The sequence below is a fragment of the Streptomyces spinoverrucosus genome (assembly GCF_006539505.1).
Lineage (GTDB): Bacteria > Actinomycetota > Actinomycetes > Streptomycetales > Streptomycetaceae > Streptomyces > Streptomyces spinoverrucosus.
This window is the reverse complement of record NZ_BJND01000038.1, coordinates 1-25,449: the sequence shown is the minus strand read 5'-3', so window position 1 is coordinate 25,449 and position 25,449 is coordinate 1. Positions and strand designations below refer to the sequence as shown.

Genomic DNA, 25,449 nt, shown 5'->3' with positions numbered 1-25,449 from the left:
CGCGCGTGTCGTTGATCTCCCGGGCCGTCGCGCCCGAGGCGGACCACGACGTGGCGGGGCTGGTGCGGGCGCTGCTGACGGCGCGGGCGTCGGCGTCACCGCGGCTGCCGGACGCCCCGAAGGCGACGGGCGGGCCACGCCTGCCGTCCGCGCCGACGGGGCTGGGCACCGCGGCGGCGCGGATCACCGTACCCTCACCGTCGTCACCGCAGCCCAGCGCACCACCCGCGGCAGTTCGCCCCCCGGCCGTGCGGCTGCCCACCGGCCCCACCGGGCCGGGCACTTCGGCCGCCCACCTGCGCACCGCTCCGCCACCCCGCCAGGAGCCCGCCCCGGCGGACCCGGTGCGGGGGCTGCACTGCCCGCCCGCCGTCCGCGACGACCCCGCCCTGGGCGAGACCGTCAACGAGCGGCTGGTCGAGTGGGCCGAGGAGGTCGGGATCTATCCCGGCCAGCTCGACCGGGTCCGCAACGCCGGCTTCGGACGGCTCATCATGCTCGCCCACCCCGAGTCGGACGACCCCGACCGGCTGCTCGCGGCCGCCCGGTGCGCGCTCGCCGAGTGGTCCGTCGACGACCACTACGTCGACGGCGAGGCCGAGGAGGCCCGGCACGACCTGCTGGGCCAACGTCTGGCGATCGCGCACTCCGTGATCGACCAGGCGCACCTCCCGCTCGCCTACGCACCCCAGCTGGAGGAAGTGGTGCGGGCGGATCCGGTGATGCGGGCGCTGCGCTCCAGCCTCGCCGGTCTCATCCCGTACGCCACCACCACCCAGGTGCGGCGGCTCCGCCACGAACTGGCCATCATGTTCGTCGCCTACGGCCAGGAAGGCGTCTGGCACACCGCGCAACAGCGGCCGCCCGTCTGGGAGTTCCTGATGCACCGGCACGAGAACAGCTTCGTGCCGTGCATGGTGCTCGTCGACGCCGTCGCGGGCTACGAGGTCCCGATGGCCGAGTTCTCCGATCCCCGGGTGCGCAGGGCGTTCACCATGGCCGGCTCGGCGAGCGTGATCGTCAACGACCTCTACTCCATGGGCAAGGAGGACCCGACGGACTTCAGCCTGCCCCGGCTGATCGCCGCCGAGGACGACTGCTCGCTGGAAGAGGCCGTCGACCGCACCGTCGAGATCCACAACGAACTGATGCACACCTTCGAGAGCGAGGCCGCGGCCCTCGCCGCCACCGGCTCCCCCGAGCTGCGCCGCTTCCTGGCCGGTACCTGGGCCTGGCTGGGCGGCAGCCGCGAGTGGCACGCCGGCAGCGCCCGCTACCACGGCGCCGCCTGAACCCCCCTACCTCCCCTACCTGAGAAGGATCCCCATGGCCAAGTCCTCCCAGATGGAAGACCTCGCGATGCGCGACGTGCTGCGCACGGACTACCAGAAGTCCGTCGCCGCCTACTGGAACAGCGAGAAGGACCCCGTCAACCTGCGCCTCGGCGAGGTCGACGGCCTCTTCCACCACCACTACGGCCTCGGCGACTACGACCCGTCCGTCCTGGCAGGCCCCGCCGCGACCCGCGACCAGAGCATCATCGAGGAACTGCACCGCCTGGAGACCGCCCAGGCCGACGTCCTCCTCGACCACCTCGGCGAGATCGGTCCCGAGGACCGTCTGCTCGACGCCGGTTCGGGCCGCGGCGGCACCAGCATCATGGCCAACGCCCGCTTCGGCTGCCATGTGGACGGCGTGACCATCTCCGAGCAGCAGGTCGCCTTCGCCAACGACCAGGCCGCGAAGCGGGGCGTGGCCGACAAGGTCCGCTTCCACTTCCGGAACATGCTCGACACCCGTCTCGACACCGGCTCCCGCCGCGCGATCTGGACCAACGAGACGACCATGTACGTCGACCTGCGCGAACTGTACGCCGAGTTCGCGCGCCTGCTGGAGTACGGCGGCCGCTACGTCTGCATCACCGGCTGCTCCAACGACGTCACCGGCCTGCGCTCCAAGGCCGTCAGCCGCATCGACGAGCACTACACCTGCAACATCCACCCGCGCAGCGAGTACTTCAAGGCGCTCGCCGCCAACAACCTCGTCCCCATCAAGGTGGTCGACCTGACCGCGGACACCATTCCGTACTGGGAACTGCGTGCCAAGTCCTCCGTGGCCACCGGCATCGAGGAGCCCTTCCTCACGGCCTACAAGGAAGGCAGCTTCCACTACCTCATGATCGTCGCCGACCGCATCTGAACCCCGCCTCCCGGCCCGGCGCACTCCCGCGACCGGGCCGGGCGCGGTCGCGGGGCGGGGTTGCTCACTTGCAGCCCTGCGTGCTGATCAGGGGGTAAGAGTTGACGACGAACGCCGGGTTGTCCAACAGGGCGTAGAAGCGGGTCAGCTCCTCGTCCGTGATGCCGTCCGCCAGCAGGCCCTCCCTTGCCTGCTGCATGTTCACGCGGTGCAGTCCGATGCCCTTGCCGCCGCCCGGCCAGGACTCGGCGTAGGTCGTGGACGTGACCTCGGTCAGGCCCGCGTTCGTCAGGGCGGCCAGGGTGCGGCGGCCCCAGAGCGGGTCCGCGCCCGCCTTTTCCAGCTGGGTGAGCAGCGCGGAGTGGACGTGCTGGAAGAGGGAGACAGCCGCCTCGTCCGGGGCGGCGAGAGGGGGCGTCCAGGTGCAGTCGAACTCGTCCAGGACCAGCCGGCCGCCGGGCCGTAGGGCCGCCACCAGGCGGTCCAGGACGTCCAGGCGCTCCGGCAGGTGCAGCAGGACCAGGCGGGCGTGGATCACGTCATAACCGTCGCCCGGCAGCGGGTCGTTGACGATGTCGTGGCGGAGGAGGCGGACCTGGGGCGGGTGCGGGCGTGACTGCGCCCAGCGCGGATCCAGGTCGGTGACCGTCACCTCGCCGTCGGGACCGACCTGTTGGGCCAGCCAGTCGCCCAGCGAACCGCCTCCGCCGCCGACCTCCAGACACCGCCAGCCGGGGGCGAGACCGGTGAGCAGGAGCTGGCGGCGCGAGAAGTGGTCGTAGCAGGACTCCAGGACCGAGAAGCGGTCCGGCGTGCGCGCGTCCGTGTTGTCGAACAGGTAGCGGGACATATCGGCCATGATCGGGGAGCGCCACGGCGCAGCAGCAGGGGCGCGCGGGGGAGGCCCACGGCGTGCGCAGCGGTCGTAACCCGGTCGCATGTGTTGTACACGGGCCGCTAGCGTGCCGTTCATGACCACTTCGGACGCAGGAGCTCATCCACGGTTCGCCGAGGCTCTGGACGCGCTCGGGCTCAGCGAGCTGCGCGGACGGATCCGCCGGTTCCCCGACGCCACCCGTACCGCCGCCGAGGCCGCCGCCGCCATCGGGTGCGAGCTCAGTCAGATCTGCAAGTCGCTCGTCTTCGCCGCCGACGGGGTGCCCGTGCTGGTGCTGATGGACGGGGCGTCCCGCGTCGACGTGGAGCTGGTGCGGCAGGAGCTCGGTGCCGAGAAGGTCACCCGGGCCCGCGCCGACGTCGTACGGGAGACCACCGGGTATGCCATTGGCGGGGTGCCGCCGTTCGGGCATCGGAGCAGGACGCGGGTGCTCGCGGACCGGTCGCTGCTCGACCACGACGTGGTGTGGGCGGCGGCCGGGACGCCGTACACCGTCTTCCCGATGGCACCCAAGGAACTGATCGCCCACGCCGGCGGCACCCTGGTGGACGTCCGCGAGCGCGCTGCGTGACGCCGCTGGTCACATCGGCCGTCCTGCTCGCCGCCGTCACGCACGCCGGCTGGAACGCCATCGCCCACCGCATCACCGACAAGCTCGTCGGGTTCGCGCTGATCTCGGGCGGCGGGCTCGTCATCGGGCTCGCGCTGCTGCCGTTCGTGGCGGTGCCGGCGGCGCGGGCCTGGCCGTATCTGCTGCTGTCCGCCGCGGTGCACATCGCTTACTACGCGCTGCTGATGAAGTCCTTCCGGCTCGGTGACTTCGGGCTGGCCTATCCGATCGCGCGCGGCAGTGCGCCGCTCGTCGTCACCGTGCTGGCCGCGATCTTCGCGCACGAGGTGCCCGACGGGTGGGTGGTGGCCGGGATCGCGCTGAGCTGCGCGGGGCTGACCGGCGCCGCGTTGTGGGGGCTGCGCGGGCGGCAGCCCGACTGGCCCGCGATCGGCGCGGCGCTGGCGACCGGGCTGTCCATCGCCGTGTACACGGTCGTCGACGGGCTGGGCGTGCGGGCGTCGGGGTCGGCGCTCGGCTATGTGGCGTGGCTGATGGCGGTGCAGGGGGTCGTGATACCGGCGTACGCGGTGTACGCCTGGCGCACGGAAACCGTCGCGCGCCTGCGGCCGTTCCTCGGGCTGGGGCTGCTGGGCGCCGCGCTGTCCGTCGGCGCGTACGCCCTGATCCTCTGGGCACAGACCCGCGCCGACCTCGCGCCCATCGCCGCCCTCCGCGAGTCCTCGGTCATCGTCGGCGCGGCCATCGGCGCCGTGGTGTTCAAGGAGCGTTTCGGGGCGGCGCGGATCGTCGCCGCGGGGTTGTTGGTGGTGGGGATCGGGCTCATGTTGGGGTGAGGGTGCGGCCGTACGTTGGTGTGCGTCACGCCGCCGTCAGTCGCCCCGGCAGCGGGTCCCGTGGGGTCGGGCGGGTGATGCCCGACAGGTCGTGGGCCGCGACGCTGTTGCGGTCCGTCACCGAGTGGCCCAGTGCGTAGTGCGGCCACAGGCCGGCCGCGACCCGGCGGCTGCGTTCCAGCCAGGCGCGGGCCGAGGTGTCGCGGGGCGTGTAGTGGTTGAGGGCGTAACCGGCCGAGTGGACGCGCAGCAGGGTGAAGCCGCCCGGGTAGTCCTTCACCGCGCTGACCTCCTGGAACGTGACGTGCGGTGCCTCGTCCAGGACCGTGCGCTTGTTGCGGTGGGTGTGGCCGGCGTGATGCAGGAAGACGCCCCGGGCCGCGGCATAGGCCGCGAGGAGCGCGCGGGCCTGGCGGCGGGCCAGGCGCTGGCCCGCGCCCACGGGGAACAGGGAGTGCCGCACCGTCAGCGGATGGTGGCCGAAGACGAGCGTTGGTTGGTCTCTCGCTTCGCGTAGACGTGCCCGTAGCCACGCCAGTTGCTCCGCTCCCATCCCGCCCGCGTCGGCGCCGGTGCCCGCCTTCTCGTAGGTGTCGAGGCCGATGATCCGCAGGCCGCCCACTTCATGGGCGAAGTATCCGGGCGCGGTGAGGAACGCCCGGTGGAAGGCGTCGCCCTCGGGGGTCGCCCGGTCGTGGTTGCCCCGTACGACGAAATAGTCCCGTCCGTGGACACCGAAGCCGTCCAGGATGCGCCGCGCCGTCGCCAGGTCGCGGGGCGCGCCGCCCGCCGAGATGTCCCCGGCGGCCAGCAGCAGGTCCGCCCCGCGCCGCCGGGCCTCCGCGACCACGGCACGGCTCATGATCTCCGGGTACGGGGCCCGGCCCGGCGTCTGCGAGACGCCGCGCAGGAGGGGGAGTCCGGCCACCAGGCCTGCCGTGGTCTCGCCCAGGTGCAGGTCGTTGCAGAGGGCGATCGAGAGGAGGTGGCGGCCGGGTGGGGGCTGGGGGGTGGTGAAGGAGTACGGCCCGGCCGGGGTGCCGAGGCCGTGCGGTGAGGTGCCGACCGCATTGCCGCCCACCAGGTGGAGCGGGGTGGGCGTGGCGGGGACGCCTCGGGAACGGGCCTGGTAGTAGTACGTCTGGCCGGGCTCCAGGCCGGTCAGCTCGACCTGGTGGTGAGCGGTCGGGCGGTCCTCGCCGGCGACCCGGTTCAGGCGGGCCGGGTGGGTGCCGTACACCACCTCGCCCTCGGTGATCGCCGGGAGCATCTGGCCGAGCCCGTCGTCGGTGCCGGGGACGCCGGTGAACCAGGTGAGCACGGCGTGGTCCTCGGCCAGCGTGACCAGTTCCAGCTGGACGGCGGCGACGGGGCCGGAGTGCCGGGTGCGCAGGCCGTGCAGGACGACGGGGGCGATGAGGGCGGCGGAGCGCAGGACGTGGTGGGGAGCGGGGAGCGCGGAGAGGGATGCGAGGGCTGAGCGGGCGGCTTGGGGAGCGGTCAGGCAACAGCGCATGGCGTCTTCGTGCCCCACGGCAGTGAACGGCGGCCGTGGTCGCGGCGGCGTACCCAGGTCCGGAACAAGACAACAGCGACGGGAACGCGACAAGTCGGGCACTGAAGGAGCACTCTGGAAGCAATCCTGGTGACAGGTGACCCTGGACGCAGATGATCCGGAGGTGATCATCATGATGCACACCACTGTGGGATGGCATGTCGAGCTGGAGTTCCAGGAGGACGACAGCCACACCAAGGCAGCGGCGCTGGTGCGCTTGCCCGACGGGACCGAGGTGAGGGCCCACGGACACGCGAGCCGGCACCACACCGACGCGAATCAGCCGAGGGTCGGCGAGGAGATCGCCGGGGCAAGGGCGTTGAACGAACTCGCCATGCGCCTGCTGACCAAGGCGCACGACGAGATCGACTCGGCCTCGGGACGCACGTCCCACCCGATTCACGTCTGACCGGCGGCGTTCCGCGCAGCCCAGCCGCCAGGGGCGTGGCGGCATCCGGAGCGGGTTGACTTCCGCGAAGCCGGGGTGTCACGCTCTTGGCGGCGGTTGATGTGTGCCTCCGAGCGCCCCCTGGGCAGGCCGGGGTAGTCCCGCCGACCGATCCTTCTCTTCCTGTTCTGTTCCACCATCTCTGTTCCACCATCTCCGTTCCAGCAATCTCCGTTCCAGCTGTCGACACCGCGCGGCAGGCCCCCTCCGGCCTGCCGCGCGGTGTTTTTCGTGCCGTGTGAAGGAGAGATCCGTGACCATCCCCACCCACCGACCCAAGGAGACGGTGCCCGCCCGGTCCGGGCGGGCACCGTCGTCAGCCGGGCTGCCATCGCTGACGGGGCTCCGGTTCTACGCGGCGATGGCCGTGTTCCTGTACCACGTCACGAGCCCCCAGCTCAGCCCCTTCAGCGGGCAGACCGCGCACGACGCGGCCCGGCTGTTCGGGATCGCGGGCGGGCTCGGGGTGTCGTTCTTCTTCATCCTCAGCGGGTTCATCCTGACCTGGTCCGCCCGCCCCACGGACACCCCCGGCCTGTTCATGCGCCGCCGCCTGGTCAAGCTGTACCCCAACCACCTGGTCACGTTCGTGATCTCGCTGCTGGTGTTCGCCGGCGCGACCACCACCGCCTGGCAGCACTGGCTGCCCAACCTGCTCCTGGTGCAGACCTGGTCCTGGGACCCCGCGGTGTCGTTCAGCGTCAACGCCCCGAGCTGGTCGCTCGGTTGTGAGCTGCTGTTCTACCTGTGCTTCCCGCTGCTGTACCGCGCGGTGAGGGGGATCTCCCCGGCGCGGCTGTGGGCGTGGACGGTGGGCTTCGCGGCCGCCGTCGTCGCCGTACCGGCGTTCGCGTACGCGGTCCTGCCCGGTGAGGTGCGCATCCCCGGCTGGCAGGTCAGCGAGGTGCAGAACTGGTTCGTGTACCAGCTGCCGCCGGTGCGGATGCTGGAGTTCGTGCTCGGCATGCTGCTCGCCCGGATCGTGCTGACCGACCGGTGGGTGGGCGTCCGGCTGTGGCAGGCGGTGCTGCTGTGCGTCGCCGCGTACGCCCTCGCGCTCAACGTGCCCTACCTGTACGCCCTTTCCGCGGTCTGGGTGCTCCCGCTCGGCCTGCTCATCCCGGCCGCCGCGGTCGCCGACGTGCGCGGGCGGCGCTCACCGTTCCGGGGACGAGTGATGACGTGGCTCGGCGAGGTGTCGTTCGCGTTCTACCTGCTCCAGGCCGCCGTGCTGATCGGCGGCACCAAGTACCTTGCCGGGCACGCCCCTTACAGCCTCGCCGAGGCGGTCGGGCTGTGCCTGCTCGCCTGGGCCGTCACCACCGTCCTCGCGTATCTGCTGTACACACTGGTCGAGCGGCCGGCGATGAGGCGCTTCAGCAGGCCGCGGACGATCAGCGTCCGTTGACACTATGGGCGTGTACATGTCACGCTCCTTGCGCGGAGTCCTTTTGCCCTGAAACAGCCTGACAAAGGCGACATTCACCGGTAGTGGCCGGTTCGGATGTCGCCTTTTCTGTGTGCCCGTCTTCGTGCTCGTCTTCGTGCCCGTCTTCGTGCCCGTCTTCGTGCCCCGTCTTCGAAAACCAACCCCTCACCAAGGATGTGTGGACATGCCCGAGACCAAGACCCCCGACCAGATCCCGCACGCCGCGCGCATCATGGACTACTTCCTGGGAGGCTCCGAGAACCTCCCGGTGGACCGCGCCGCGGCGGACGGCATCGTGAAGCTGCTGCCCGGCGGCCCGCTGGGGGCGCGCGCCAACCGGCGCTTCCTCAACCGGGCGGTGCGCACCGCCACCCGGCGTGGCATCAGTCAGTTCCTGGACATCGGCAGCGGCATTCCGGCCGCCGCCGCCACGCACGAGGTCGCGCCCGAGGCCAAGGTCGTCTACGTCGACAACGACCCGGTCGTCGGCGACATCGCCCGCCGCATCCTGGGCGAGACCTCGGACGGCCGCACGGCGTACGTCGACGCGGACTTCCGGGACCCCCAGGCCGTGCTGTCGGCGCCCGCGACCAAGGAACTGCTGGACCTCTCCCAGCCGGTGGCCGTGCTGTTCGGCGCGCTGCTGCACTTCGTCCTCGACGCCGACGACCCGTACGGCACCGTCGAGCGCTACAAGGAGGCGCTGGCCCCCGGCAGCCTCGTCATCCTCACCCACTCCAGCCCCGACTACGTCTCCGCGCCGGTGCGGGCCGCGGTCGACGAGTTGTACACGAACCTGCGGGTCGACCTCGCCTCCCGCTCCCGCGCGGAGATCACACGGTTCGTCGACACCGAGGGCTGGACGGTGCTGGAACCCGGAGTGGTGTCCGTCAACGAGTGGGAGACGGACCAGGAGCGCGCCTCCGACGCGGACTACCAGACCAACCGTGAGGACACGGCCGGGTTCGCAGCCGTCGCCGTGAAGAACTGACCCACCCGGGCGTGGCCGGCCCGGCCCCCGTGGGCCGGCCCGTCGGGGGCCATCGGCTTGCGCAAGTGTGAGGATTTGGAATTTTTTTGTTTATCTGACACTGGGCTTGCGTTCCCCTGCGGTGACGGGGCGTATGAAGGAACCCATACAGGAGGTGTAACGGGGTTGCTTCGAGGAGCGGTTGGATGGCAGGCAAACAGAAACGCTCGGAGCGGACCATGGAACGGCTGGTGGTCGCCGCCGCCGAGCAGTTCGCGCAACACGGGTACGTGCGGGCCACACTCGCCGACATCAGCCGCCATGCCGGGGTGACCAAGGGAGCGCTGTTCTTCCACTTCTCCACCAAGGACGAGGTCGCCATGGCCGTGCAGGAACGCGGCCGGGAGGTCATGGAGCGCACGGTGCTCCAGCTGGAGGCGGCCGGGGGGACGTATCTGCAACTCGTCGTCGACCTGACCTATGTGCTGGGGCGGCTGCTGCGCGAGGACGTGTTCGTGCGCGCGTCGGTGCGGATCGCGCGCGAGCGCGAGCCGGGGGACGCCGACGGCCTCGTGTCCGGGCGGGGCGTACCCGGGGACGACGGCCCCCCCGACTTCTACGGGCAGTGGCTGGGCCGGCTGGGCGGTCTGCTCGACGAGGCCCGCCGCGCCGGTGAACTCGGCCGCTCCGTACCGGAGTCGTCGGCACGGACGCCGGTGGCGGCGGCCGTCTCCGGCCTGGAGACGCTGACCTGGCTGGGCGTACCGGCGGACGAGTGCGAGATGTGGCTGGCCGACCTGTGGGAACTGACCCTGCCCGCGCTGGCGTCGGAGGACGGTCTGCGGACGGTACGGACTACGGCCCCGTCCGTGCAGTGAGGCGCCGGAACATCCGCAGCTGACGCCCAGTCAGCGCGCAGGCCGTCCCGCGGGTCGTAGCTCGCCGCGACAGCGTTGTCGGCCTACCGGTCATTCGGCCCGTTCCACGGGATTCTCCTCGTCGAGTGCCGGAAGTCCCAGCTCGGCACGGCACTTGGCGGAGCCTGCCGGTTGGAACTCGGCGCGGCGGTCCGGCGGGACGATGCCGGGGAGCAGATAGCGGAACATGTCCGTGACCCGCTCGTGCAGGTCGTCGCGGCCGGTGCGGACGTACGACGTGAGCTGCAGGCCGGTGAACGAGCCGCACACGAACGTCGCCAGATCGCTGACGTTGATCTCCGGGAACAGATCGCCGCGGCCCTGGGCGGGTGCCAGGCAGTCCCGCACGATGCTGATCCACGAGTTGTACGGTGCGGGGTCGGGGTCGACGAAGGAACCGAACTCCACCACCAGCCTTATCCCGGCACGCAGTCGGACGTCGCTGCGCAGTCCGTGCGCCAGCCGGTGCCCCATGTCGATCACCGTCTGCACGCCCGGCATCAACTCCCCGGCGATCAGGTCGGTGGACTGGAACTGCTCGTCGACCAGCGCCCGAGCGAGGGCTTCCTTGGACGCGAAGTGAAAGTAGAGCGCGCCCTTGGTGACGCCCGCCTGTTGTGCGACATCGCTCAGGCTCGTGCCGCCGAAGCCGGTCGCGTCGAAGGCTGCCGCTGCCCCGTCAAGGATCGCCTGACGGGTGATCTCGGCCCGTTCCTGCCTCGCCCTGGCCACTGTGCCTACCTCCTGTCCATCGCTGGGCCGTTCATGGTCGCCCAGCCCGCCGGTGCCCCCGAAGTCCCTGGCAAGAGACTGCCATGTCTGAGAGAAAAAAAACCAGTCAGCTAGTACGCTAACGCCAGCGGTGTTGCCATGCACGACGGCGGCCCATGTAAGCCCTGTCCTGTTCCGCTCGCGGAAGGCCGCGTTCCTTCCGCGCCTCAGGAGGCACACGATGAGTCCACTTGTGCAAGCCGACCGGCTGGAATTTTTAACTCTCGATAACGGGGAGGTCGACCTCTTTGAACGCACGGTGCCGCGCTGGCTGGTGCACCGTGCGGCGGTCTCGGAGGTCCTCATCACGGGGGTGAGGCCCCACAGAAGGGACGTGTACCGCGTGGGTGCCCAGTGGGCCCGCGGTCACAGCTACTACGGCCCGGTCGCGGGGCGCTGGCACGACCCCATGCTGCTCGGTGAATCGATACGTCAGGCCGGGCTGCTTCTCGCCCACCAGGCGCTCGGTATCCCGCAGGGCCAGCGGTTCCTCACCAAGAGCACGTCGTTCGAGATCACCGAGGAGGGGGCCCGCCTGGGCGGGGCACCGGCCAACGTGGTGCTGGAAGTGACGCTCAAGGACATCCGCTGCCGACGCGAGCACGTCGTGTCCTTCGCCTGTGACGTCCTCGCCCACCGGGACGGCACCCTCATCGGCCACGGGTACGCCGCCACCGACTGCGTGGCCCCGGCGGTGTACCGCAGACTGCGCGGGGAGCGGGCCGAGGTCCGTCCGGCGTGCACGCTCGTCCCGGCGGTACAGCCCGAACTGGTGGGCCGCACCAGGGAGTTCGACGTCGTACTGGGCGTGCCGGGCGGGGAGGCCGGCAACGACCGGGGCGTGCACCTGCTGCGCGTCGACGCCACCCACCCGGTGCTGTTCGACCACCCGGTGGACCATGTGCCGGGCATGCTCGTCATGGAGGCCGCCCGGCAGGCGGCGCTCGCCCGTCTCGGACTGCCGCACGGCCTGCTGGTCGGCTGCGACGCCGCGTTCCATCGGTACGTCGAACTGGACCTGCCCTGCGTGGTGTCGGCCTCCGAGCCGACGGTGGGCGAACTGGGCCGGCGCAGCCTGACCGTGGAGTTCCACCAGGGGGGTTCCGTGGTCGGCCGCTGCACGGTCACGGTCCTGGACACCGAGGTACCCGACGCCTGAGCGACACGGGCCGTGCCCCCTCCCCGCCGAAGAAGAAAAGGCGGGGAGGGGGCACGGTCGTGACGCCGGGGGCGGCGGGGGCGAGGGCGGGGATACGCCGGGAGGATGCGCCGGGGGCGGGGACGAGGGCGGGGTTACGCCGGGAGGATGCGCCGGGGGCGGGGGCTCAGCCGCGCGTCCGGTCCGCTGTCGGCTGTCGCGTCGGTGCCGGTGCCTCGGGGGGCACCACCAGGCGGTAGCCGATGCCGCGTACCGTCTCGATCCACTCGCGGTTGCCCAGCTTGCCGCGCAGGGAGCCGACATGGACGTCGAGGGTGCGGGTGGAGCCGAACCAGTTCTCGTCCCAGACCTGGGCCATGATGTCCTGCCGCCGGTGCACCGTGCCGGGCTCCTGCATGAGCAGCGCCAGCAGGTCGAACTCCCGCCGGGTGACCGGGATCTCCTCGCCGTGCAGGGCGACCGTGCGGGTGCGCAGGTCGAGTTGGAGGGGACCGGCGCCGAGGGTGTCCCGGGAGGCCGTCACGGCGGACGCGGGGGGCGTGGTGGTGCCGGGCCCGCCCCGGTCCGGGGTCTGCGGCCGACTGCGGTGCTCCTCGTGCCAGGGGCAGGTGCCGCTGCGCCGGAACAGCGCCTGGACGCGGGCGATCAACTCGTAGGAGCCCACGGGCTTGTAGGCGAACGCGTCCGCGCCCATGTGGAACGCCATCACCCGGTCCAGCTCCTCGGCCCGGTCGCTCATCGCGAGGATCGGCACACAGGAGCGCTCCCGGATGCGCCGGCACACCTCGTGCCCGGCCAGGTCCGGCAGGGCGAGTTCGAGCACGACGAGCGAGACGTCGTCCAGCAGGTCCAGCGCGTCGGCCCCGGTCGCGGCCCGCTGCGGGACGAACCCGTGCACGGTCAGGGCCTGCGCGAGCGATTCGGCCACGCCGTCATCGTCATCGACGATCAGAACGGTCCTCATCGGTGTCTCCCAGCGCCGTGGCCCGCCCACGTCGGAGCAGTCCGACACGGGTCTGAAGGGGGTACTAAAAAAACTGGTCGAACGGTATCTTCTTCATGTCTATCAAACCGCTCGGCCAGTCTTCAAGCCTTGCCGAGGACCGCCCCCGGCAAATGGTGAGTTCAGGCCATCTCACACTGCCCTGACGGTCCGTTCACACAACTGCAGATGCTTGCCGAAACCCTGAACGGACCTGCGTTGAAGCGCGTAGGGGCGGCCGCGAGCATGGAGGAAGTCTCAGGAGAACCCAGAGATGCGGGGGGATCGGATGCACGAGGTTCGGCAACTCGCCGACGATCACAGGAGCAGGGACTGCGTGCCCCTGTGCGGTCGGATCTGCGCCAGGTGCGTGGGCCGGCTGCACCGGGAGTTGCGCGCTCTGCTCGAACTCTACGAAGAGAGCGATCAGGCCCTCACCCAGACCCCGACCCGGCTGCGCGAGCGGGTCAGTGGCAGCCGGAGCACCGTGGGCATCGTGCTGGACGACAGCGCGGTGACCCTGCGGGCCCAGGTCACCGACGTACTCGCGCAGTGGGCACGGCTCGTGGTGGACGAGCGGCGCGACCGGACGCCGCGGCCCCGGGAGCCCCGGGTGGGCAGCCTGGTGCGGTTTCTGCAGGAGCAGTTGCCGTGGCTGGCCCGCCATCCCGCGGCCATCGACTTCGACGAGGAGGTCACCGAACTGCTCGCCGCCTTCGGCAAGTTGTTCGGTCCCGGCCAGGTGCGCAGGTTCCCGCTCGGCTCGTGTCTGGAGCCGGGGTGCGACGGCACGCTGTTCGGGGTGATGTCCGCGGGTGGCGGCCGGGTACCCAGCCATGTCACCTGCGACGCCGGGCACGCGCTGCCGCCGCACCAGTGGATGCGGGTGGCCGACCGGCTGAAGGGTGAGGTCGCGTGACGGAGCAGGAGAACCGCAGGCGACGGAGGGTCTCGACGGAACTGGCCGCCCTCGCGATGGGGGTGTCCGAGGCCACCATCCGCAAGTGGGCGAGCCGCCGGAAGATCACCCGGTACGGCGGTCCGCAGCGGGCGGAGTACGACCTGGACGAACTGTTCCGGCTGACTCGCCGCGACGATTCCAGGTAATTCCCGATCTTCGGCAACGGCGCCGTTGAATAAGGGCATCGCATTTATCAACCGGACCATCAACTGGGCCATCAACTGGGCCATCAACTGGGCCATCAACTGGGCCATCAACTGGGCCATCACGAAGAAAACGCGGATCCGTGCGGGGATCCCGTTGAGCAGCTCCCACGGCCGTCCCCCAGGCCGTGGGAGCTGCTTCTTTCCCGTTGAAAAAGCCGGAGTTGACGAAGCTCGGGCCAAGGTGTCACACTTTTTCCGGCGGCTTCATGCCCTGACTCGAAATCCGTATCCACGTCGGTGTTCCCGACCTGGATGCGGATTTTTTGTTTCCCCGGTGTTTCCCCGGGTGTTTCCCCGACTAGAGGAAGTGTGGTCGATGCCTGTTTCTACCTGGACGCCCGTCGGTCGCTGGACGGGTACGGTCACGCACGACGGCGAGGTGGACGACTACACGGTCACCTTCGAGCACGACGGTTCGCTCTCGGTCACGACGAAGAAGAGCACCGGCACCGGCTCCTGGACCGTGACCAGCGACACCGAGCTGCAGTTCTCGCTGCGCGAGGACTTCAACCTCGACGTCACCCAGATCAGCCCCAACGGCCACCGCGCCGCCTACATCCAGATCGACATCGCCGCCCGCCGTGACGGTGACACGCTCACCGGCGAGGGCAAGGCCGTCGTGCACGGTCCGGACGGCGTCGTGATCTACGCGACGGACGCCACGACCCAAGCGCGCCGGGTGTCATGACCCGGCCCCAGGCGGCGGATCCGGCCGCCCTGGCCGCCGGGATCGCCCGGCTGACCGACCTCGCCGAGCTGCAGAAGCTCGCCGGCCGCTATCTGGCCAGCCTCGACGAGGGCGAATTCGGCGAGGCCTGGGCCAAGTCCCTGTTCACCGAGGACATCGAGATGACCTTCCCGGTGGGCAGCCACCGGGGCGTCACCGGTGTCGGCGGCTTCACCACCGAGATCATGGCGCGCTGGGGCCGTACCCACCACCACGGCTCCGACTGCTCGGTCGACCTCGACGGCGACCGGGCCGGGCTCAGCTGGAGCCTGATCGCGTCCCATGTGCACCACGGCTCGCCCGTGCCGCCGGACCCCTCCGAGTACTTCCAGCTCGGCGGCCGGTTCACCGGCACGGCCCGGCGCACTCCGGACGGCTGGCGCTTCGACCGGCTGCGGCTGCGCATCGTGTGGACCACGGGAGCCGTGCCCAGGGGCGTGACCCAGGTCGACGCCACGACGCTCGACACCCGCGGCAACGCATCCGCGAACACACCGGCCACCACACCCGCGAACAACGCGGCAACGAAGGAGAACTGACGCATGCCCACCACGCTCACCGCCGAGCAGCAGCGGGAAGTCATCGAGAAGGTCTTCCACGAGGGCCTGGACCTCGGCGACCTCTCGGCCGCCGACCGCTATCTGACCGCGGACTTCCGCAACAACGGCAGCCACGACGACTCCATGCGGGGCCCGGAGGCGTTCAAGCACACCATCAAGATCCAGCAGTCCGCGTTCAGCGACATCCGCTACGAGATCCTCGACTTCATCTCGATGGGCGACAAGGCCGCGATCCGCTGGGTGATGCACGGCAAGCACACCGGCCCGTTCATCGGCATCCCGGCGACCGGTCTGCAGGTGCAGCACCAGGCGATCATCTGGTTCCGCTTCGAGGGCGACCGGATCGCCGAGCGCTGGGGCATCGTCGACAACTTCACCCTGGAGCGCTTCCTGAAGTCCGGCGGCAAGCCGGTCGGCCCGCTGACCCCGGCCGGCGCGAACGGCGGCCCCGGCGCGGGCAAGCCCGCCGCCTGACCGCACGCCCCGATCCGGACGGGCGCCGGCCGCCGAGACACGGCCCGGCGCCCGCCCGGTGCTCAGCGGCGAGAGACGAATCAGAGGGAGGGAAGATCCGTGCCGATCGACAGGAAAGTGGCCCGCTTCAACCGGAAGTTCGCCAACCACCTGGTGGGCCCGCTGTTCAGCCGGCTGCCCGGGTTCGGGAAGGTGCACCACCGCGGCCGTAAGTCGGGGCGCGAGTTCGCCACACCGGTGAAGCTGTTCCGGCGCGGCGAGGACATCGTCATCACACTGCCGTACGGGCCCGGCTCCGACTGGGTCAAGAACGTGCTGGCGGCGGGCGGTTGCGAGATCACCACCCGGGGCCGGCGCGTCCGGGTCACCAACCCGGTCGTCTTCACCGACGACGGCACCACGAAGATGCCGGCCCTGACCCGCCGTATCCTCTCCCGCGTCGACGCCAAGGAGTTCCTGGCGCTGACGCCGGTGGCCACGCCGAGTCCGGCGGTACGGCGATGAGCACGGCCGGTCCGGTGACCCGCCCGGTGCGGGTCACGCTGCTCGTCGGCTCCGCCCGGGACGGACGGCTCGCGCCGGACGTCGCGGGCTGGTTCGCGCGGGTGGCCGCGCGCCACGACGACCTGGTGCTGGACGTCGTCGACGTGGCCGACCACCTGCTGCCCGCGAGCCTCGACGCGGACGACCCGGCAGCGGCGGCGCTGCGACCACGGCTGACTGGGGCCGAGGCGTACGTCGTGGTCGTACCGGAGTACAACCGCAGCGTCCCCGGCCCGCTGAAGACCCTCATCGACAGCTTCCAGTCGGAGTGGCAGGCCAAGCCGGTCGGTTTCGTCGGCTACGGGCTCGGCACGGCCGGCGGGGTGCGCGCGATCGAACATCTGCGGCAGATCTTCGCCGAGTTCCACTGCGTGGGGATGAAGGACATCGTCACCTTCCCCAGGATCCTCGAACACTACGACGCCGAGGGCCGCTTCCCCGCCGACCCCGAGGGCGCGGAATCCGCGGCCAAGCTCATGCTCGACCAGCTGCTGTGGTGGGCCCGCGCGCTGCGCGAGGCGAAGGCGACACGCCCGTACGCCTCCTGACGGCGGTCGGCAACACCGGACACCCGCGCGCTTTTCCTTCCCAGAACCCTCCACCGGAGACGTGTGATGGCCGCTGTTCCCCCCGATCCACTTCCCGATCTGCTGATCGCCGTGCCCGCGGTGATCCTCGCCTGCAGAGCCGGTGCCCAGCTCGTGCGGCGGCTCGGACAGCCGCCCGTGGTGGGCGAGATCGTCGTCGGCATCCTGTTCGGTCCCTCGCTGCTGGGCTGGCTGTGGCCCGCCGCGCAGGCCTGGCTCTTCCCGCCGTCCGCGTTGTCGTACATCGGCGTCCTGGGCAACATCGGGCTGCTCGCCTTCATGTTCCTCGTCGGGCTGGAACTGGACCTCAAAGCGCTGCGCGGACACAGCCGTACGGCCGTGGCCGTGTCGCAGGCAAGCATCGCCGTGCCGTTGCTGCTGGGCACCCTGCTGGCCTTAGGCATGTACGGGACCTTCGCCCCCGAGGGCACCGACAAGCTCGCGTTCGTGCTGTTCATCGCGGTGTCGATGAGCATCACCGCCTTCCCCGTCCTGGCCCGCATCCTCACCGACCGGGGCCTGTACCGCACCCGGGTGGGGGCGCTGGCGATGGCGTGCGCGGCGGTGGACGACGTGACCGCCTGGTGCCTGCTGGCGGCCGTGGTCGCGGTGACGAAGAGCAGCTCACCGATGGAGGCGGTCACCACCGCCGCGTACGCGGCCGCTTTCACGCTGGCCATGTTCTATGTCGTACGTCCGCTGCTGAACCGGTGGGTGGGGCGTGCCGAGCGCAAGTACGCCGACGGCGTGGTGCTGGTCGTGCTGTTCAGCGGGTTGTGCCTGGGCGCGTTCGCCACCGAGGAGATCGGTGTGCACGCGCTGTTCGGCGCGTTCCTGTTCGGCGTGATCACTCCGCGTGGCCGACGGAAGATCGAGGCCACCGCGGCTCGTCTGCGGGCGTTCACCCTGCCCGTGCTGCTGCCGCTGTTCTTCGTCAGCACCGGCCTGAAGACCGATGTGTCGCTGCTGGGCGGCGACTTGGCGCAGTGGCTGTGGGCGGGCGCCGTGCTCGCCGTCGCCGTGCTCGGCAAGTGGGGCGGCGGTTCGGTCGCGGCCCGGCTCGCGGGCCAGCGGTGGCGGGACGCGATGTCGATCGGCGCGCTGATGAACTGCCGAGGCCTGACCGAACTGGTCGTGCTGAACATCGGCCTCGGTCTCGGGGTCATCGGACCCGACCTGTTCACGATCCTCGTGCTGATGGCGCTGCTGACCACGGCGGCCACCTCGCCGGCGCTGAGCTGGATCCGCCGGGGTGCGGGGGATCCGTATCCGGCCGACGACCCATCCGGAATCGGCCAAGAAGAGCCGGTCCTGGAGTCCGCCGGGACCCGTTGAAAGCGGCCCTGACCTGCTCTTTCCCTTACCCCTTGGGTCTTTGATAGTTGGCGGGTTGCTAGTTGGGTCATTGATAGATAAGTAAGTTGACGATACTGTCGCAGTACGGCAACGCAGCAGTGAGGCACTGAGGGAGACAGTGATGAGCCAGGAGTTCAAGAACCTCGACATGACGATGATGTTCGCGATCCACGACGCCCTGCGGCGTGAGCTGGAGCGGATAGCGCGAATCACGGCCCGGGTCGACGAGGACCCCCGTCATGTGCTGAGCACGGCGGTCGGCTGGGAGCTGTTCAAGAAGTTCCTGACGATCCACCACACGTCCGAGGACGTCACCGTGTGGCCGGTGATGCAGCAGGCGCTGGCCGGCAAGCCCGCCGAACTGGCCCTGCTGGACGACATGGAGGCCGAGCACGCGGTCATCGACCCGCTGCTCGCCGACATCGACGCGGCCCTCGCCGACCGGGACTCCGGCCTGGAGCGCCTCGGCGGCCTGACCGACACCCTCCACACCAAGCTCAACGGCCACCTCGACCACGAGGAGCGCGACGCGCTGCAGCTGATGGACATCACCATGACCGCGGAGCAGTGGGCCGCGTTCAGCGCCGAGCAGCGCACCCGAGTCGGCGACGACTCCCGCTCCTACCTGCCCTGGCTGCTCGACGACATGGACGTCGCCAAGGTCGCCGGAATCCTCGGCAAGATGCCCGAGCAGCTGAAGAACGCCTACGAGACCGAGTGGCGCGCAGCCTACGAGGCGCTGGACATCTGGGGCACCAAGGCCGGCACCGCCGCCCGCTGACACAAGGCCCTCACGTCTGTCCCACCCCCCCGCAATCCAGAGACATCGGAGAAAGCTCATGTCGCTGCAAGACCGCACCCAGGCCGTCCCCAGGGCCGCGGCGCCGCCGCAGAAGGACGGCAAGCTCGGCCTTGCGCTGCTGGTCATCGCCGCAGCGCAGCTGATGCTCGTCCTGGACAACACGATCGTGGCGGTGGCGCTGCCGAGCATGCAGAGCGCCCTCGGTCTCAGCGAGGCCGGCCTCGGCTGGGTCGTCACCGCCTACGCCCTGGCCTTCGGCGGACTGCTGCTGGCCGGTGGCCGCGCCGGTGACCTGTTCGGCCGTCGGCTGGTCTTCCGGACCGGCCTGGTCATCTTCACCGCCGCCTCCCTGCTCGGCGGTCTGGCCACCACCGGCGGACTGCTGATCACCGCCCGGCTGCTGCAGGGCCTCGGCGCCGCCATCGCCGCGCCGACCGCGCTGTCCCTGCTGGCCACCACTTTCCCGGCGGGCCCGGCCCGCAACAAGGCGCTCGGTGTGTACGGCGCGATGGGCGGCCTCGGCTCGGTCGTCGGCCTGCTGCTCGGTGGCGCGCTGACCGAGTACCTGAACTGGCGCTGGGTCATGTTCGTCAACATCCCGATCGCCCTGGCCGTCCTGGTCGGCACCGGTGTCCTCGTCGAGGGCGGCCGTGAGCGCGGCAAGGTCGACGTGCCGGGTGCCCTCACCGCGACCTTCGGCTTCGGCGCCCTGGTCTACGGCATCACGCGCGCCGGTGAGGAGGGTCTCGACGACACCACCACGCTGATCTCCCTGGGTGTCGCGCTGGTCCTGCTGGTCGCCTTCGTGGTCATCCAGCGCACCGCGCGGGCGCCGATGATCCCCGGCGGCGTGCTGGCCGACAAGGGCCGCGTGGGCGCGAACCTGGTGATGTTCCTGGTCGGCGCGGGCATGCTCGCCACCTTCTACTTCCTGACCCTCTACATGCAGGTGGTCAAGGGCTACGACCCGATGGTCACCGGCGTCGCCTACCTGCCGTACGCGGTGGGCATGCTGCTCGCGGCCGGCGCCCTCGGCCCGCAGCTGCTGGCCCGGCTGTCCGAGCGCACGGTGATCTCCGTCGGCCTGACCGTCGGCGTCCTCGGCATGGTCTGGTTCAGCCTGCTGGCCCCGGGCCAGAACCCCTGGGTCGCGCTGCTGCCCGCCCAACTGGTCTCCGGTCTCGGCCTCGGCATGGTCTTCGTGGCCGTCACCATCATCAGCGTCCGCGGGGTCGCGCCGCAGGAGACCGGTGCCGCGTCCGGCCTGGTCAACACCGCGCAGCAGATCGGTGGGGCGATCGGCCTCGCCGCACTGGCCGCGGCGGCGACCGTGATCACGCAGAACGAGTCCGAGCCCACCTCGTCCGACGCACTGACCACCGGCTACTCGTACGGCTTCCTGCTCGGTGGCGGTCTCTACCTGCTGGCCCTGGTGACGGCGCTGATCACCGCGCCGAAGTCGGCACCCCAGCCGCAGCAGGACGGGGCACAGTCCCCCGCCGCGCTGTGACACACCCCGGCGGCCCCGCCTCTTCCCCCGCGGCGAGGCCGCCGGCCCCCTCCCCCCACCCACGCAAGCCGGAAAGAGGCGCCGAGATGCCCCAGCTCTCGCGGAACGCACAGCCCGAGCAGACCGACGAGGGAACAGAGATCCGCATGTCGAACAGTGGTCCGGAGAACCGTTCCCTCGCGCTGTGGGAGCTCGCCGACCTCGTGACACCCATGGCCGTGCGCGTCGCCGCCACCTACCGGGTCGCCGACCACATCGCCGTCGGCCGCGTCACCGCCGAGGACATCGCCCGGGCCGAGCAGCTGCACGCCGGGGCGCTGGAGCGGGTCCTGCGGCATCTCGTCACCGTCGGCGTCCTCACCGTCGGCGGCGAGGTGTACGGGCTGACCGGCCTCGGGGAGCAGTTGCGTACCGACCACCCCAGTGGCCAGCACCGGCTCGTCGACCTCGACGGAGCGCTCGGCCGCGGTGACCTCAGCATCGTGGAACTGGCCCATGTGGTGCGCACCGGCGACCCCGCCTACCCCGTCCGCTACGGCGTGCCGTACTGGGAGGACCTGGCCGCCGACCGGGCGCTGGCCGAGTCCTTCGACGCGATCATGGCCGACAACCTGGCCCGGGACGTGCCCTCGATCGCCGCCGCGTACGACTGGTCCGCGCTGGGTCACGTCTACGACCTCGGCGGCGGCAGCGGCGTCCTGCTCGGCGGGCTGCTCGCGGCCCACCCGGCACTGCGCGGCACGGTCATCGACCTCAAGGCCACCGCCGCCCGCGCGGCCGACCACTTCCGGGAGCTCGGTCTGGCCGACCGGGCCGACGTCGTCGACGGCAGCTTCTTCGACGAGCTGCCCGCCGGTGGCGGGGGCTACATCCTCTCCTCCGTCCTGCACAACTGGTCCGATGACGACGCCCTGCGCATCCTGGGCCGCTGCGCCGACGCCGTCGCGGACGGCGGCCGGATCCTCGTCGTCGAGGAGACCGGCAAGAACCCCGAGACGGCCATGGACCTGAGGATGCTCGCCTACTTCGCCGGAGTGGAACGCGGCGTCGACGACCTCGCCCGCCTCGCCACCCGGGCAGGTCTGAAGCTGACCGGCGTCTTCGAGGCCGGCAGTCAGGCGGCCGGTGTCCGGTCCGTGCTGGAACTGGTCCTGGCGGATCAATACACCTAGGACCCAACGCCCACTGAATATTCCAGGCCGCGGTGCACCCGAGGGGACGGCGGGTGCACCGCACTTATACTCGGGCAGGAGGTGCTGTTTTGCGGCGTGCACGCGACGAGGTCCAAGAACCGGCGAACGACGGGGATCCGGCGGTTCCCGTGACGCGGACCGAGGAGACCGCCGAGGTCCCGGGCGCGCTCCCGGAGTCGCTCACCGGCTATGTCAGCTACCTCCTGCGCCGGGTCCACGCGCAGTTCTCCGCCACCGGCGACGGCACGGACACGGACTCCCGGGACTTCCTCGTCCTCGACGCCCTCACCGGCCAGGACTGGGCGTCCCAGCTCGACCTCGCCGAGCGCCTCGGCATCAACCGCACCATCATGGTCCAGGTCATCGACCGCCTGGAGGCCCGCGGCGAGGTCCAGCGCACCCGCAACCCCGACAACCGGCGCCAGTACGTGCTCTCCCTGACCGACCGGGGCCGCACCGCCCTCGGGGCCATGCGCCGGGCCGTGGCCGAGCGGGACGCGCGCCTGACCGCCGTCCTCACCCCCCGGGAGACCGCCCGGCTCGACGAGTTGCTCACCCGGCTGCTGCCCGAGTCGGCGCAGCCGCTGGTGCAGGGCACCGAGTACCTGGTGGCGCAGGTCCACTTCCGGCTGCGCCGGCACGGCGACGACAAGCTCACCGGCACCGGACTGCGTGTCCGTCACTACGGTCCCCTGTCCGCGCTCGTCGCCTCCGGTCCGTGTTCCCAGCAGCAGCTCGCGGAGTTCCTCGCCATCACCGGGCCGGCCGCGTCCCAGCTCGTGGACGAACTCGTCAAGCAGGGGCTCGTACGCCGCGGCCGGGACCCGCACGACCGGCGCCGGTACGCACTCGAGGTGACCGACGAAGGCCGGGAGAAACTCACCGTCATCACCGCGGCCGTACAGGAACTCGCGGACGACGTGGCCGCCATGCTCGGTCCCGGCGGCGAGAACGAACTGCGGGCGCTGCTGCTGAAACTTCTGGAACCCACGACGAATTCCGGCGAGCATTCCGGCGAGCATTACAAGTCCACTGTTCCGGCCAGGGGTTGACCCTTTGGCCAATACCTGTCACGCTTGATTCAGCGGTTACCTCACGCCTTTTTCCACGGCTCTTCATTCTCCGAATGAAGGGCCTTTTTTCATGCGGTATTCCGCCCCCGGAGAAGGAGACAGCCCATGGTCGCGAAGATGACCGAAGGCGCGACGGAATCGGCACACATACCCGAGGAGATGACCTTCGACGTCATCATCCTGGGCTCGGGCCTGGCCGGCTCCGTGACCGGCACGATCCTGGCCAAGCACGGCGCTCGGGTCCTGCTGGTCGACGCGGCCGCCCACCCGCGCTTCGCCGTCGGCGAGTCCATGACCCCGCAGCTCGTGGAGTGGATCCACATCCTCTCCGAGCGGCACGACATCCCCGAGCTGAAGAGCCTGTCCAGCGTCCAGGCGTCCACCCGCGACATCGGCCCGACCTTCGGCACCAAGGCGCACTTCGGCTTCATCAAGCACGAGGTGGGCCAGGAGCCCGACCCGCGGGCGGCCACCCAGCTGGCGCTGCCCAAGATCTTCCACCAGAACAGCCATATGCACCGCCAGGACAGCGACTCGTTCATGTTCCACGTGGCGATCAAGTACGGCTGTGTGCCCCGGCAGAACTGGCGCGCGAGCGAGGTCGACTTCGACGACGACGGCGTGACCGTCACCGGCCGGAGCGCCGCGCCGAACGCCCAGCCCGAGCAGTACCGGGCGAAGTACCTGGTGGACGCCTCCGGTTTCCGCTCCCCGCTCGCCGAGAAGTTCGACCTGCGGGAGAAGCCGGCCCGCTTCAAGCACCACAGCCGCTCGATGTTCACGCACTACGTGGGCATCAAGCGGTTCGACGACGTCAGCGGCCACCCCAAGGACCTGCGCCCGCCGGCCGACTGGCACACCGGCACCCTGCACCACCTGATCGAGCGCGGCTGGTTCTGGATCATCCCGTTCGACAACCACGACAAGTCCCGCAACCCGCTGTGCAGCGTCGGCCTGACCATCGACGAGCGCACCTACCCCAAGCCCAAGGACCTCACCCCGGAGCAGGAGTTCCAGCTCTTCCTCGACAAGTACCCGGCCGTCAAGCGGCAGTTCGTCGGCGCCCAGCGGGTGCGCGAGTGGGTGTCCACGGACCGGCTGCAGTACTCCTCCAAGCAGACCATCGGCGACCGCTGGTGCCTGATGTCGCACGCGGCCGGTTTCATCGACGCGCTGTTCTCCCGCGGTCTGTCCAACACCTTCGAGGTGGTCGACGCGCTGACCTCCCGGCTGATCGAGGCGCTGAAGGACGGGGACTTCTCCGCCGAGCGGTTCGAGTACGTCGAGCGGCTGGAGCAGGGCCTGCTCCAGTACAACGACGAGCTGGTCAACAGCTCCTTCATCGCCTTCTCGCACTTCCGCCTGTGGAACGCGGTGTTCCGGGTGTGGGGCTCCTTCATCACCCCCGGCACCATGCGGCTGACCCGGGCCCGGCTGGCCTACGCCCGCGACGGCCGCCGGGAGCACTTCGACGAGCTGGAACAGGTCCCGTACCCGGGTCTGTGGTGGCCGCAGTCCGACTCCTTCAAGCGGATCCTGGAGACCACCGCGGAGACCTGCGAGAAGTACGAGGCGGGCGCGCTCACCGGTGACGAGGCCGCCGACATCATCTTCAAGGTCCTGGACGACTCGCCCATCGTGAACCCGGTGTTCGGCTGGAAGGACGAGAAGCAGCGCTTCATCTACCCGTCGGTGCAGACGATGGCCCGCTTCCTGTTCTGGGCGTCGGTGCAGGCCCCGTCGGAGATGAACAGCGTCGGCCGGGAGTTCCTGCTCGGCATCGTCAAGGCCGGCTCCAAGGTCCGCAAGCTCCTCTGATCCGCGCGGCACACCCACGACACCCCCATGAAAGGGATGAGCATGTCCGCAGCAGCGCGGTCGCTGACCCGCACCCCTGAGCGACAGCCCATCGAGCCGCCGAGTCTGCGCCGCGTGTGCGGTTTGTTCACGACCGGCGTCACGGTGGTCACCACCGGGCCGAGCGGCCGGGCCGAGGGCACCACCGTCAACTCCTTCACCTCGGTCTCGCTGGAACCCCCGCTCGTGCTGTTCTGCCTGCACAAGCGGTCCCGGCTGCACGACCTGCTCCAGGAGAGCGGCGGTTTCGCCGTCAACTTCCTGTCCGGGCGTCAGCAGCCGCTCGCCCGCCACTTCGCCGGCAAGCGGCCCGACGCGTTCGCGGGCGTCCCGCACCACTTCACCGCGGACGGACTGCCGGCGCTCAGCGAGGCCCTGGCCTACATCGCCTGCACCACCGTCGACGTGCACGCGGCCGGCGACCACGACATCGTCATCGGCGAAGTGGTGGAGCTGGGTGTCCCCCAGCACGGCCAGGACCCGTTGATCTTCTTCGACGGATCGCTGGGTCCGCTGGAGACCGGAGCCGGCCGGTTCAGCCAGGCCGGTGAGCCGCCGGCACCGGCCCGGGTGTCCTGACATGCGCCGGGTGCTCATCGCCAACCGTGGCGAGATCGCCGTCCGGGTGGCCCGCGCCTGCCGGGACGCCGGGATCGCGAGCGTGGCCGTCTACGCCGACCCGGACCGCGACGCCCTCCATGTCCGTGCCGCGGACCAGGCGTTCGCCCTGGGCGGTGACACCCCGGCCACCAGCTACCTCGACATGGACAAGGTCCTGAAGGCCGCCCGTGAGTCCGGGGCGGACGCCGTCCACCCCGGCTACGGGTTCCTGTCGGAGAACGCCGAGTTCGCCCAGGCCGTGCTC

28 protein-coding genes are annotated in these 25,449 nt (G+C 70.5%); 24 read left to right on the top strand and 4 right to left on the bottom strand.

Translation table 11 applies throughout. The features are described from left to right. Nucleotides 1–5 precede the first annotated feature (5 nt). Entirely contained in the window at nt 6–1,292 is a 1,287-nt protein-coding gene (locus SSP24_RS24785; protein WP_141311901.1) for a family 2 encapsulin nanocompartment cargo protein terpene cyclase, read from the top strand. A gap of 34 nt (nt 1,293–1,326) precedes the next feature. Next, nucleotides 1,327–2,199 (top strand): geranyl diphosphate 2-C-methyltransferase, encoded by an 873-nt coding sequence (locus tag SSP24_RS24780; protein ID WP_229864931.1) that lies wholly within the window; start codon nt 1,327–1,329, stop codon nt 2,197–2,199. 64 nt (nt 2,200–2,263) lie between these two features. Here SSP24_RS24780 and SSP24_RS24775 read toward each other — a convergent pair whose 3' ends face one another. Continuing rightward, entirely contained in the window at nt 2,264–3,049 is a 786-nt protein-coding gene (locus tag SSP24_RS24775) for a class I SAM-dependent methyltransferase (RefSeq protein WP_141311900.1), read from the bottom strand. A gap of 121 nt (nt 3,050–3,170) precedes the next feature. Between SSP24_RS24775 and SSP24_RS24770 the strand changes: the two genes are divergently transcribed. Together SSP24_RS24770 and SSP24_RS24765 are read left to right on the top strand one after the other, a co-directional pair. Beyond that, nucleotides 3,171–3,668, top strand: coding sequence for a YbaK/EbsC family protein (locus SSP24_RS24770; RefSeq protein WP_141311899.1), 498 nt, complete (start codon nt 3,171–3,173; stop codon nt 3,666–3,668). Further along, nucleotides 3,665–4,504 (top strand): EamA family transporter, encoded by an 840-nt coding sequence (locus SSP24_RS24765; protein WP_141311898.1) that lies wholly within the window; start codon nt 3,665–3,667, stop codon nt 4,502–4,504. The genes SSP24_RS24770 and SSP24_RS24765 overlap by 4 nt, the downstream gene beginning before the upstream one ends. 25 nt (nt 4,505–4,529) lie before the next feature. On the opposite strand, the gene SSP24_RS24760 is transcribed toward SSP24_RS24765, so the two are convergent. Further along, entirely contained in the window at nt 4,530–6,020 is a 1,491-nt protein-coding gene (locus SSP24_RS24760) for a purple acid phosphatase family protein (RefSeq protein WP_141311897.1), read from the bottom strand. 172 nt (nt 6,021–6,192) lie between these two features. Between SSP24_RS24760 and SSP24_RS24755 the strand changes: the two genes are divergently transcribed. From SSP24_RS24755 to SSP24_RS24740, 4 genes are all read left to right on the top strand, one after another. Next, complete coding sequence (locus SSP24_RS24755) at nt 6,193–6,468, top strand: DUF1876 domain-containing protein (RefSeq protein WP_141311896.1); 276 nt, start codon at nt 6,193–6,195, stop codon at nt 6,466–6,468. 292 nt (nt 6,469–6,760) lie between these two features. Continuing rightward, complete coding sequence (locus tag SSP24_RS24750) at nt 6,761–7,915, top strand: acyltransferase family protein (protein WP_229864932.1); 1,155 nt, start codon at nt 6,761–6,763, stop codon at nt 7,913–7,915. Nucleotides 7,916–8,120: 205 nt separating this feature from the next. Beyond that, entirely contained in the window at nt 8,121–8,927 is an 807-nt protein-coding gene (locus SSP24_RS24745; protein WP_141311895.1) for an SAM-dependent methyltransferase, read from the top strand. 185 nt (nt 8,928–9,112) lie between these two features. Continuing rightward, nucleotides 9,113–9,784: a ScbR family autoregulator-binding transcription factor gene (locus SSP24_RS24740; protein WP_141311894.1), complete on the top strand. Its 672-nt coding sequence runs from the start codon at nt 9,113–9,115 to the stop codon at nt 9,782–9,784. A gap of 90 nt (nt 9,785–9,874) precedes the next feature. On the opposite strand, the gene SSP24_RS24735 is transcribed toward SSP24_RS24740, so the two are convergent. Next, nucleotides 9,875–10,555 (bottom strand): ScbR family autoregulator-binding transcription factor, encoded by a 681-nt coding sequence (locus SSP24_RS24735; RefSeq protein ID WP_167529689.1) that lies wholly within the window; start codon nt 10,553–10,555, stop codon nt 9,875–9,877. A gap of 220 nt (nt 10,556–10,775) precedes the next feature. Here SSP24_RS24735 and SSP24_RS24730 point away from each other — a divergent pair, with 220 nt between their 5' ends. Continuing rightward, nucleotides 10,776–11,753, top strand: coding sequence for a ScbA/BarX family gamma-butyrolactone biosynthesis protein (locus tag SSP24_RS24730; protein WP_141311892.1), 978 nt, complete (start codon nt 10,776–10,778; stop codon nt 11,751–11,753). Nucleotides 11,754–11,919: 166 nt separating this feature from the next. Here the strand turns inward: SSP24_RS24730 and SSP24_RS24725 are convergent, their stop codons facing one another. Further along, on the bottom strand, nt 11,920–12,717 hold the full coding sequence (locus SSP24_RS24725; RefSeq protein ID WP_141311891.1) for a response regulator transcription factor: 798 nt from the start codon (nt 12,715–12,717) through the stop codon (nt 11,920–11,922). Nucleotides 12,718–13,072: 355 nt separating this feature from the next. Between SSP24_RS24725 and SSP24_RS24720 the strand changes: the two genes are divergently transcribed. The 15 genes from SSP24_RS24720 to SSP24_RS24645 form a co-directional block, all read left to right on the top strand. Next, nucleotides 13,073–13,654, top strand: a complete 582-nt coding sequence (locus SSP24_RS24720; RefSeq protein WP_229864933.1) for a hypothetical protein — start codon at nt 13,073–13,075, stop codon at nt 13,652–13,654. Further along, a complete protein-coding gene (locus tag SSP24_RS24715) occupies nt 13,651–13,842 on the top strand; it encodes a hypothetical protein (RefSeq protein WP_141311890.1) in 192 nt (63 codons plus the stop codon). The genes SSP24_RS24720 and SSP24_RS24715 overlap by 4 nt, the downstream gene beginning before the upstream one ends. Nucleotides 13,843–14,218: 376 nt before the next feature. Continuing rightward, entirely contained in the window at nt 14,219–14,590 is a 372-nt protein-coding gene (locus SSP24_RS24705; protein WP_229864934.1) for a dehydrogenase, read from the top strand. Next, a complete protein-coding gene (locus tag SSP24_RS24700) occupies nt 14,587–15,168 on the top strand; it encodes a nuclear transport factor 2 family protein (RefSeq protein ID WP_141311888.1) in 582 nt (193 codons plus the stop codon). The genes SSP24_RS24705 and SSP24_RS24700 overlap by 4 nt, the downstream gene beginning before the upstream one ends. 3 nt (nt 15,169–15,171) lie before the next feature. Then, a complete protein-coding gene (locus tag SSP24_RS24695) occupies nt 15,172–15,663 on the top strand; it encodes an ester cyclase (RefSeq protein WP_141311887.1) in 492 nt (163 codons plus the stop codon). Nucleotides 15,664–15,762: 99 nt separating this feature from the next. Continuing rightward, nucleotides 15,763–16,167 (top strand): nitroreductase family deazaflavin-dependent oxidoreductase, encoded by a 405-nt coding sequence (locus tag SSP24_RS24690; protein ID WP_141311886.1) that lies wholly within the window; start codon nt 15,763–15,765, stop codon nt 16,165–16,167. Further along, nucleotides 16,164–16,754, top strand: coding sequence for an NADPH-dependent FMN reductase (locus SSP24_RS24685; RefSeq protein WP_141311885.1), 591 nt, complete (start codon nt 16,164–16,166; stop codon nt 16,752–16,754). Before SSP24_RS24690 ends, SSP24_RS24685 begins: the two co-directional genes overlap by 4 nt. Nucleotides 16,755–16,820: 66 nt before the next feature. Continuing rightward, nucleotides 16,821–18,128 carry a cation:proton antiporter gene (locus tag SSP24_RS24680; RefSeq protein WP_141311884.1) on the top strand — a complete coding sequence of 436 codons (1,308 nt, stop codon included), beginning with the start codon at nt 16,821–16,823 and terminating at the stop codon, nt 18,126–18,128. A 142-nt stretch (nt 18,129–18,270) separates the two neighbouring features. Further along, nucleotides 18,271–18,930: a hemerythrin domain-containing protein gene (locus tag SSP24_RS24675; RefSeq protein WP_141311883.1), complete on the top strand. Its 660-nt coding sequence runs from the start codon at nt 18,271–18,273 to the stop codon at nt 18,928–18,930. Nucleotides 18,931–18,988: 58 nt separating this feature from the next. Further along, nucleotides 18,989–20,461, top strand: coding sequence for an MFS transporter (locus tag SSP24_RS24670; RefSeq protein ID WP_141311882.1), 1,473 nt, complete (start codon nt 18,989–18,991; stop codon nt 20,459–20,461). 86 nt (nt 20,462–20,547) lie between these two features. Further along, nucleotides 20,548–21,633, top strand: coding sequence for a methyltransferase (locus tag SSP24_RS24665; RefSeq protein ID WP_229864935.1), 1,086 nt, complete (start codon nt 20,548–20,550; stop codon nt 21,631–21,633). 89 nt (nt 21,634–21,722) lie between these two features. After that, entirely contained in the window at nt 21,723–22,706 is a 984-nt protein-coding gene (locus SSP24_RS24660) for a MarR family winged helix-turn-helix transcriptional regulator (RefSeq protein ID WP_141311881.1), read from the top strand. A 126-nt stretch (nt 22,707–22,832) separates the two neighbouring features. Next, nucleotides 22,833–24,545: an NAD(P)/FAD-dependent oxidoreductase gene (locus tag SSP24_RS24655; RefSeq protein WP_229864936.1), complete on the top strand. Its 1,713-nt coding sequence runs from the start codon at nt 22,833–22,835 to the stop codon at nt 24,543–24,545. A gap of 42 nt (nt 24,546–24,587) precedes the next feature. Further along, nucleotides 24,588–25,163: a flavin reductase family protein gene (locus tag SSP24_RS24650; protein WP_141311880.1), complete on the top strand. Its 576-nt coding sequence runs from the start codon at nt 24,588–24,590 to the stop codon at nt 25,161–25,163. A gap of 1 nt (nt 25,164) precedes the next feature. Then, nucleotides 25,165–25,449, top strand: a 285-nt coding sequence (locus SSP24_RS24645; RefSeq protein WP_280527088.1) for a biotin carboxylase N-terminal domain-containing protein, incomplete at its 3' end; no start/stop codon positions are given.

Coding starts and splice junctions, on each gene's coding strand:
- SSP24_RS24780 (WP_229864931.1), top strand. CDS start 1,327: ATGGCCAAGTCCTCCCAGATGGAAGACCTCGCGATGCGCGACGTGCTG.
- SSP24_RS24775 (WP_141311900.1), bottom strand. CDS start 3,049: ATGTCCCGCTACCTGTTCGACAACACGGACGCGCGCACGCCGGACCGC.
- SSP24_RS24770 (WP_141311899.1), top strand. CDS start 3,171: ATGACCACTTCGGACGCAGGAGCTCATCCACGGTTCGCCGAGGCTCTG.
- SSP24_RS24760 (WP_141311897.1), bottom strand. CDS start 6,020: ATGCGCTGTTGCCTGACCGCTCCCCAAGCCGCCCGCTCAGCCCTCGCA.
- SSP24_RS24755 (WP_141311896.1), top strand. CDS start 6,193: ATGATGCACACCACTGTGGGATGGCATGTCGAGCTGGAGTTCCAGGAG.
- SSP24_RS24745 (WP_141311895.1), top strand. CDS start 8,121: ATGCCCGAGACCAAGACCCCCGACCAGATCCCGCACGCCGCGCGCATC.
- SSP24_RS24740 (WP_141311894.1), top strand. CDS start 9,113: ATGGCAGGCAAACAGAAACGCTCGGAGCGGACCATGGAACGGCTGGTG.
- SSP24_RS24730 (WP_141311892.1), top strand. CDS start 10,776: ATGAGTCCACTTGTGCAAGCCGACCGGCTGGAATTTTTAACTCTCGAT.
- SSP24_RS24725 (WP_141311891.1), bottom strand. CDS start 12,717: ATGAGGACCGTTCTGATCGTCGATGACGATGACGGCGTGGCCGAATCG.
- SSP24_RS24705 (WP_229864934.1), top strand. CDS start 14,219: ATGCCTGTTTCTACCTGGACGCCCGTCGGTCGCTGGACGGGTACGGTC.
- SSP24_RS24700 (WP_141311888.1), top strand. CDS start 14,587: ATGACCCGGCCCCAGGCGGCGGATCCGGCCGCCCTGGCCGCCGGGATC.
- SSP24_RS24695 (WP_141311887.1), top strand. CDS start 15,172: ATGCCCACCACGCTCACCGCCGAGCAGCAGCGGGAAGTCATCGAGAAG.
- SSP24_RS24685 (WP_141311885.1), top strand. CDS start 16,164: ATGAGCACGGCCGGTCCGGTGACCCGCCCGGTGCGGGTCACGCTGCTC.
- SSP24_RS24680 (WP_141311884.1), top strand. CDS start 16,821: ATGGCCGCTGTTCCCCCCGATCCACTTCCCGATCTGCTGATCGCCGTG.
- SSP24_RS24675 (WP_141311883.1), top strand. CDS start 18,271: ATGAGCCAGGAGTTCAAGAACCTCGACATGACGATGATGTTCGCGATC.
- SSP24_RS24670 (WP_141311882.1), top strand. CDS start 18,989: ATGTCGCTGCAAGACCGCACCCAGGCCGTCCCCAGGGCCGCGGCGCCG.
- SSP24_RS24665 (WP_229864935.1), top strand. CDS start 20,548: ATGCCCCAGCTCTCGCGGAACGCACAGCCCGAGCAGACCGACGAGGGA.
- SSP24_RS24655 (WP_229864936.1), top strand. CDS start 22,833: ATGGTCGCGAAGATGACCGAAGGCGCGACGGAATCGGCACACATACCC.
- SSP24_RS24650 (WP_141311880.1), top strand. CDS start 24,588: ATGTCCGCAGCAGCGCGGTCGCTGACCCGCACCCCTGAGCGACAGCCC.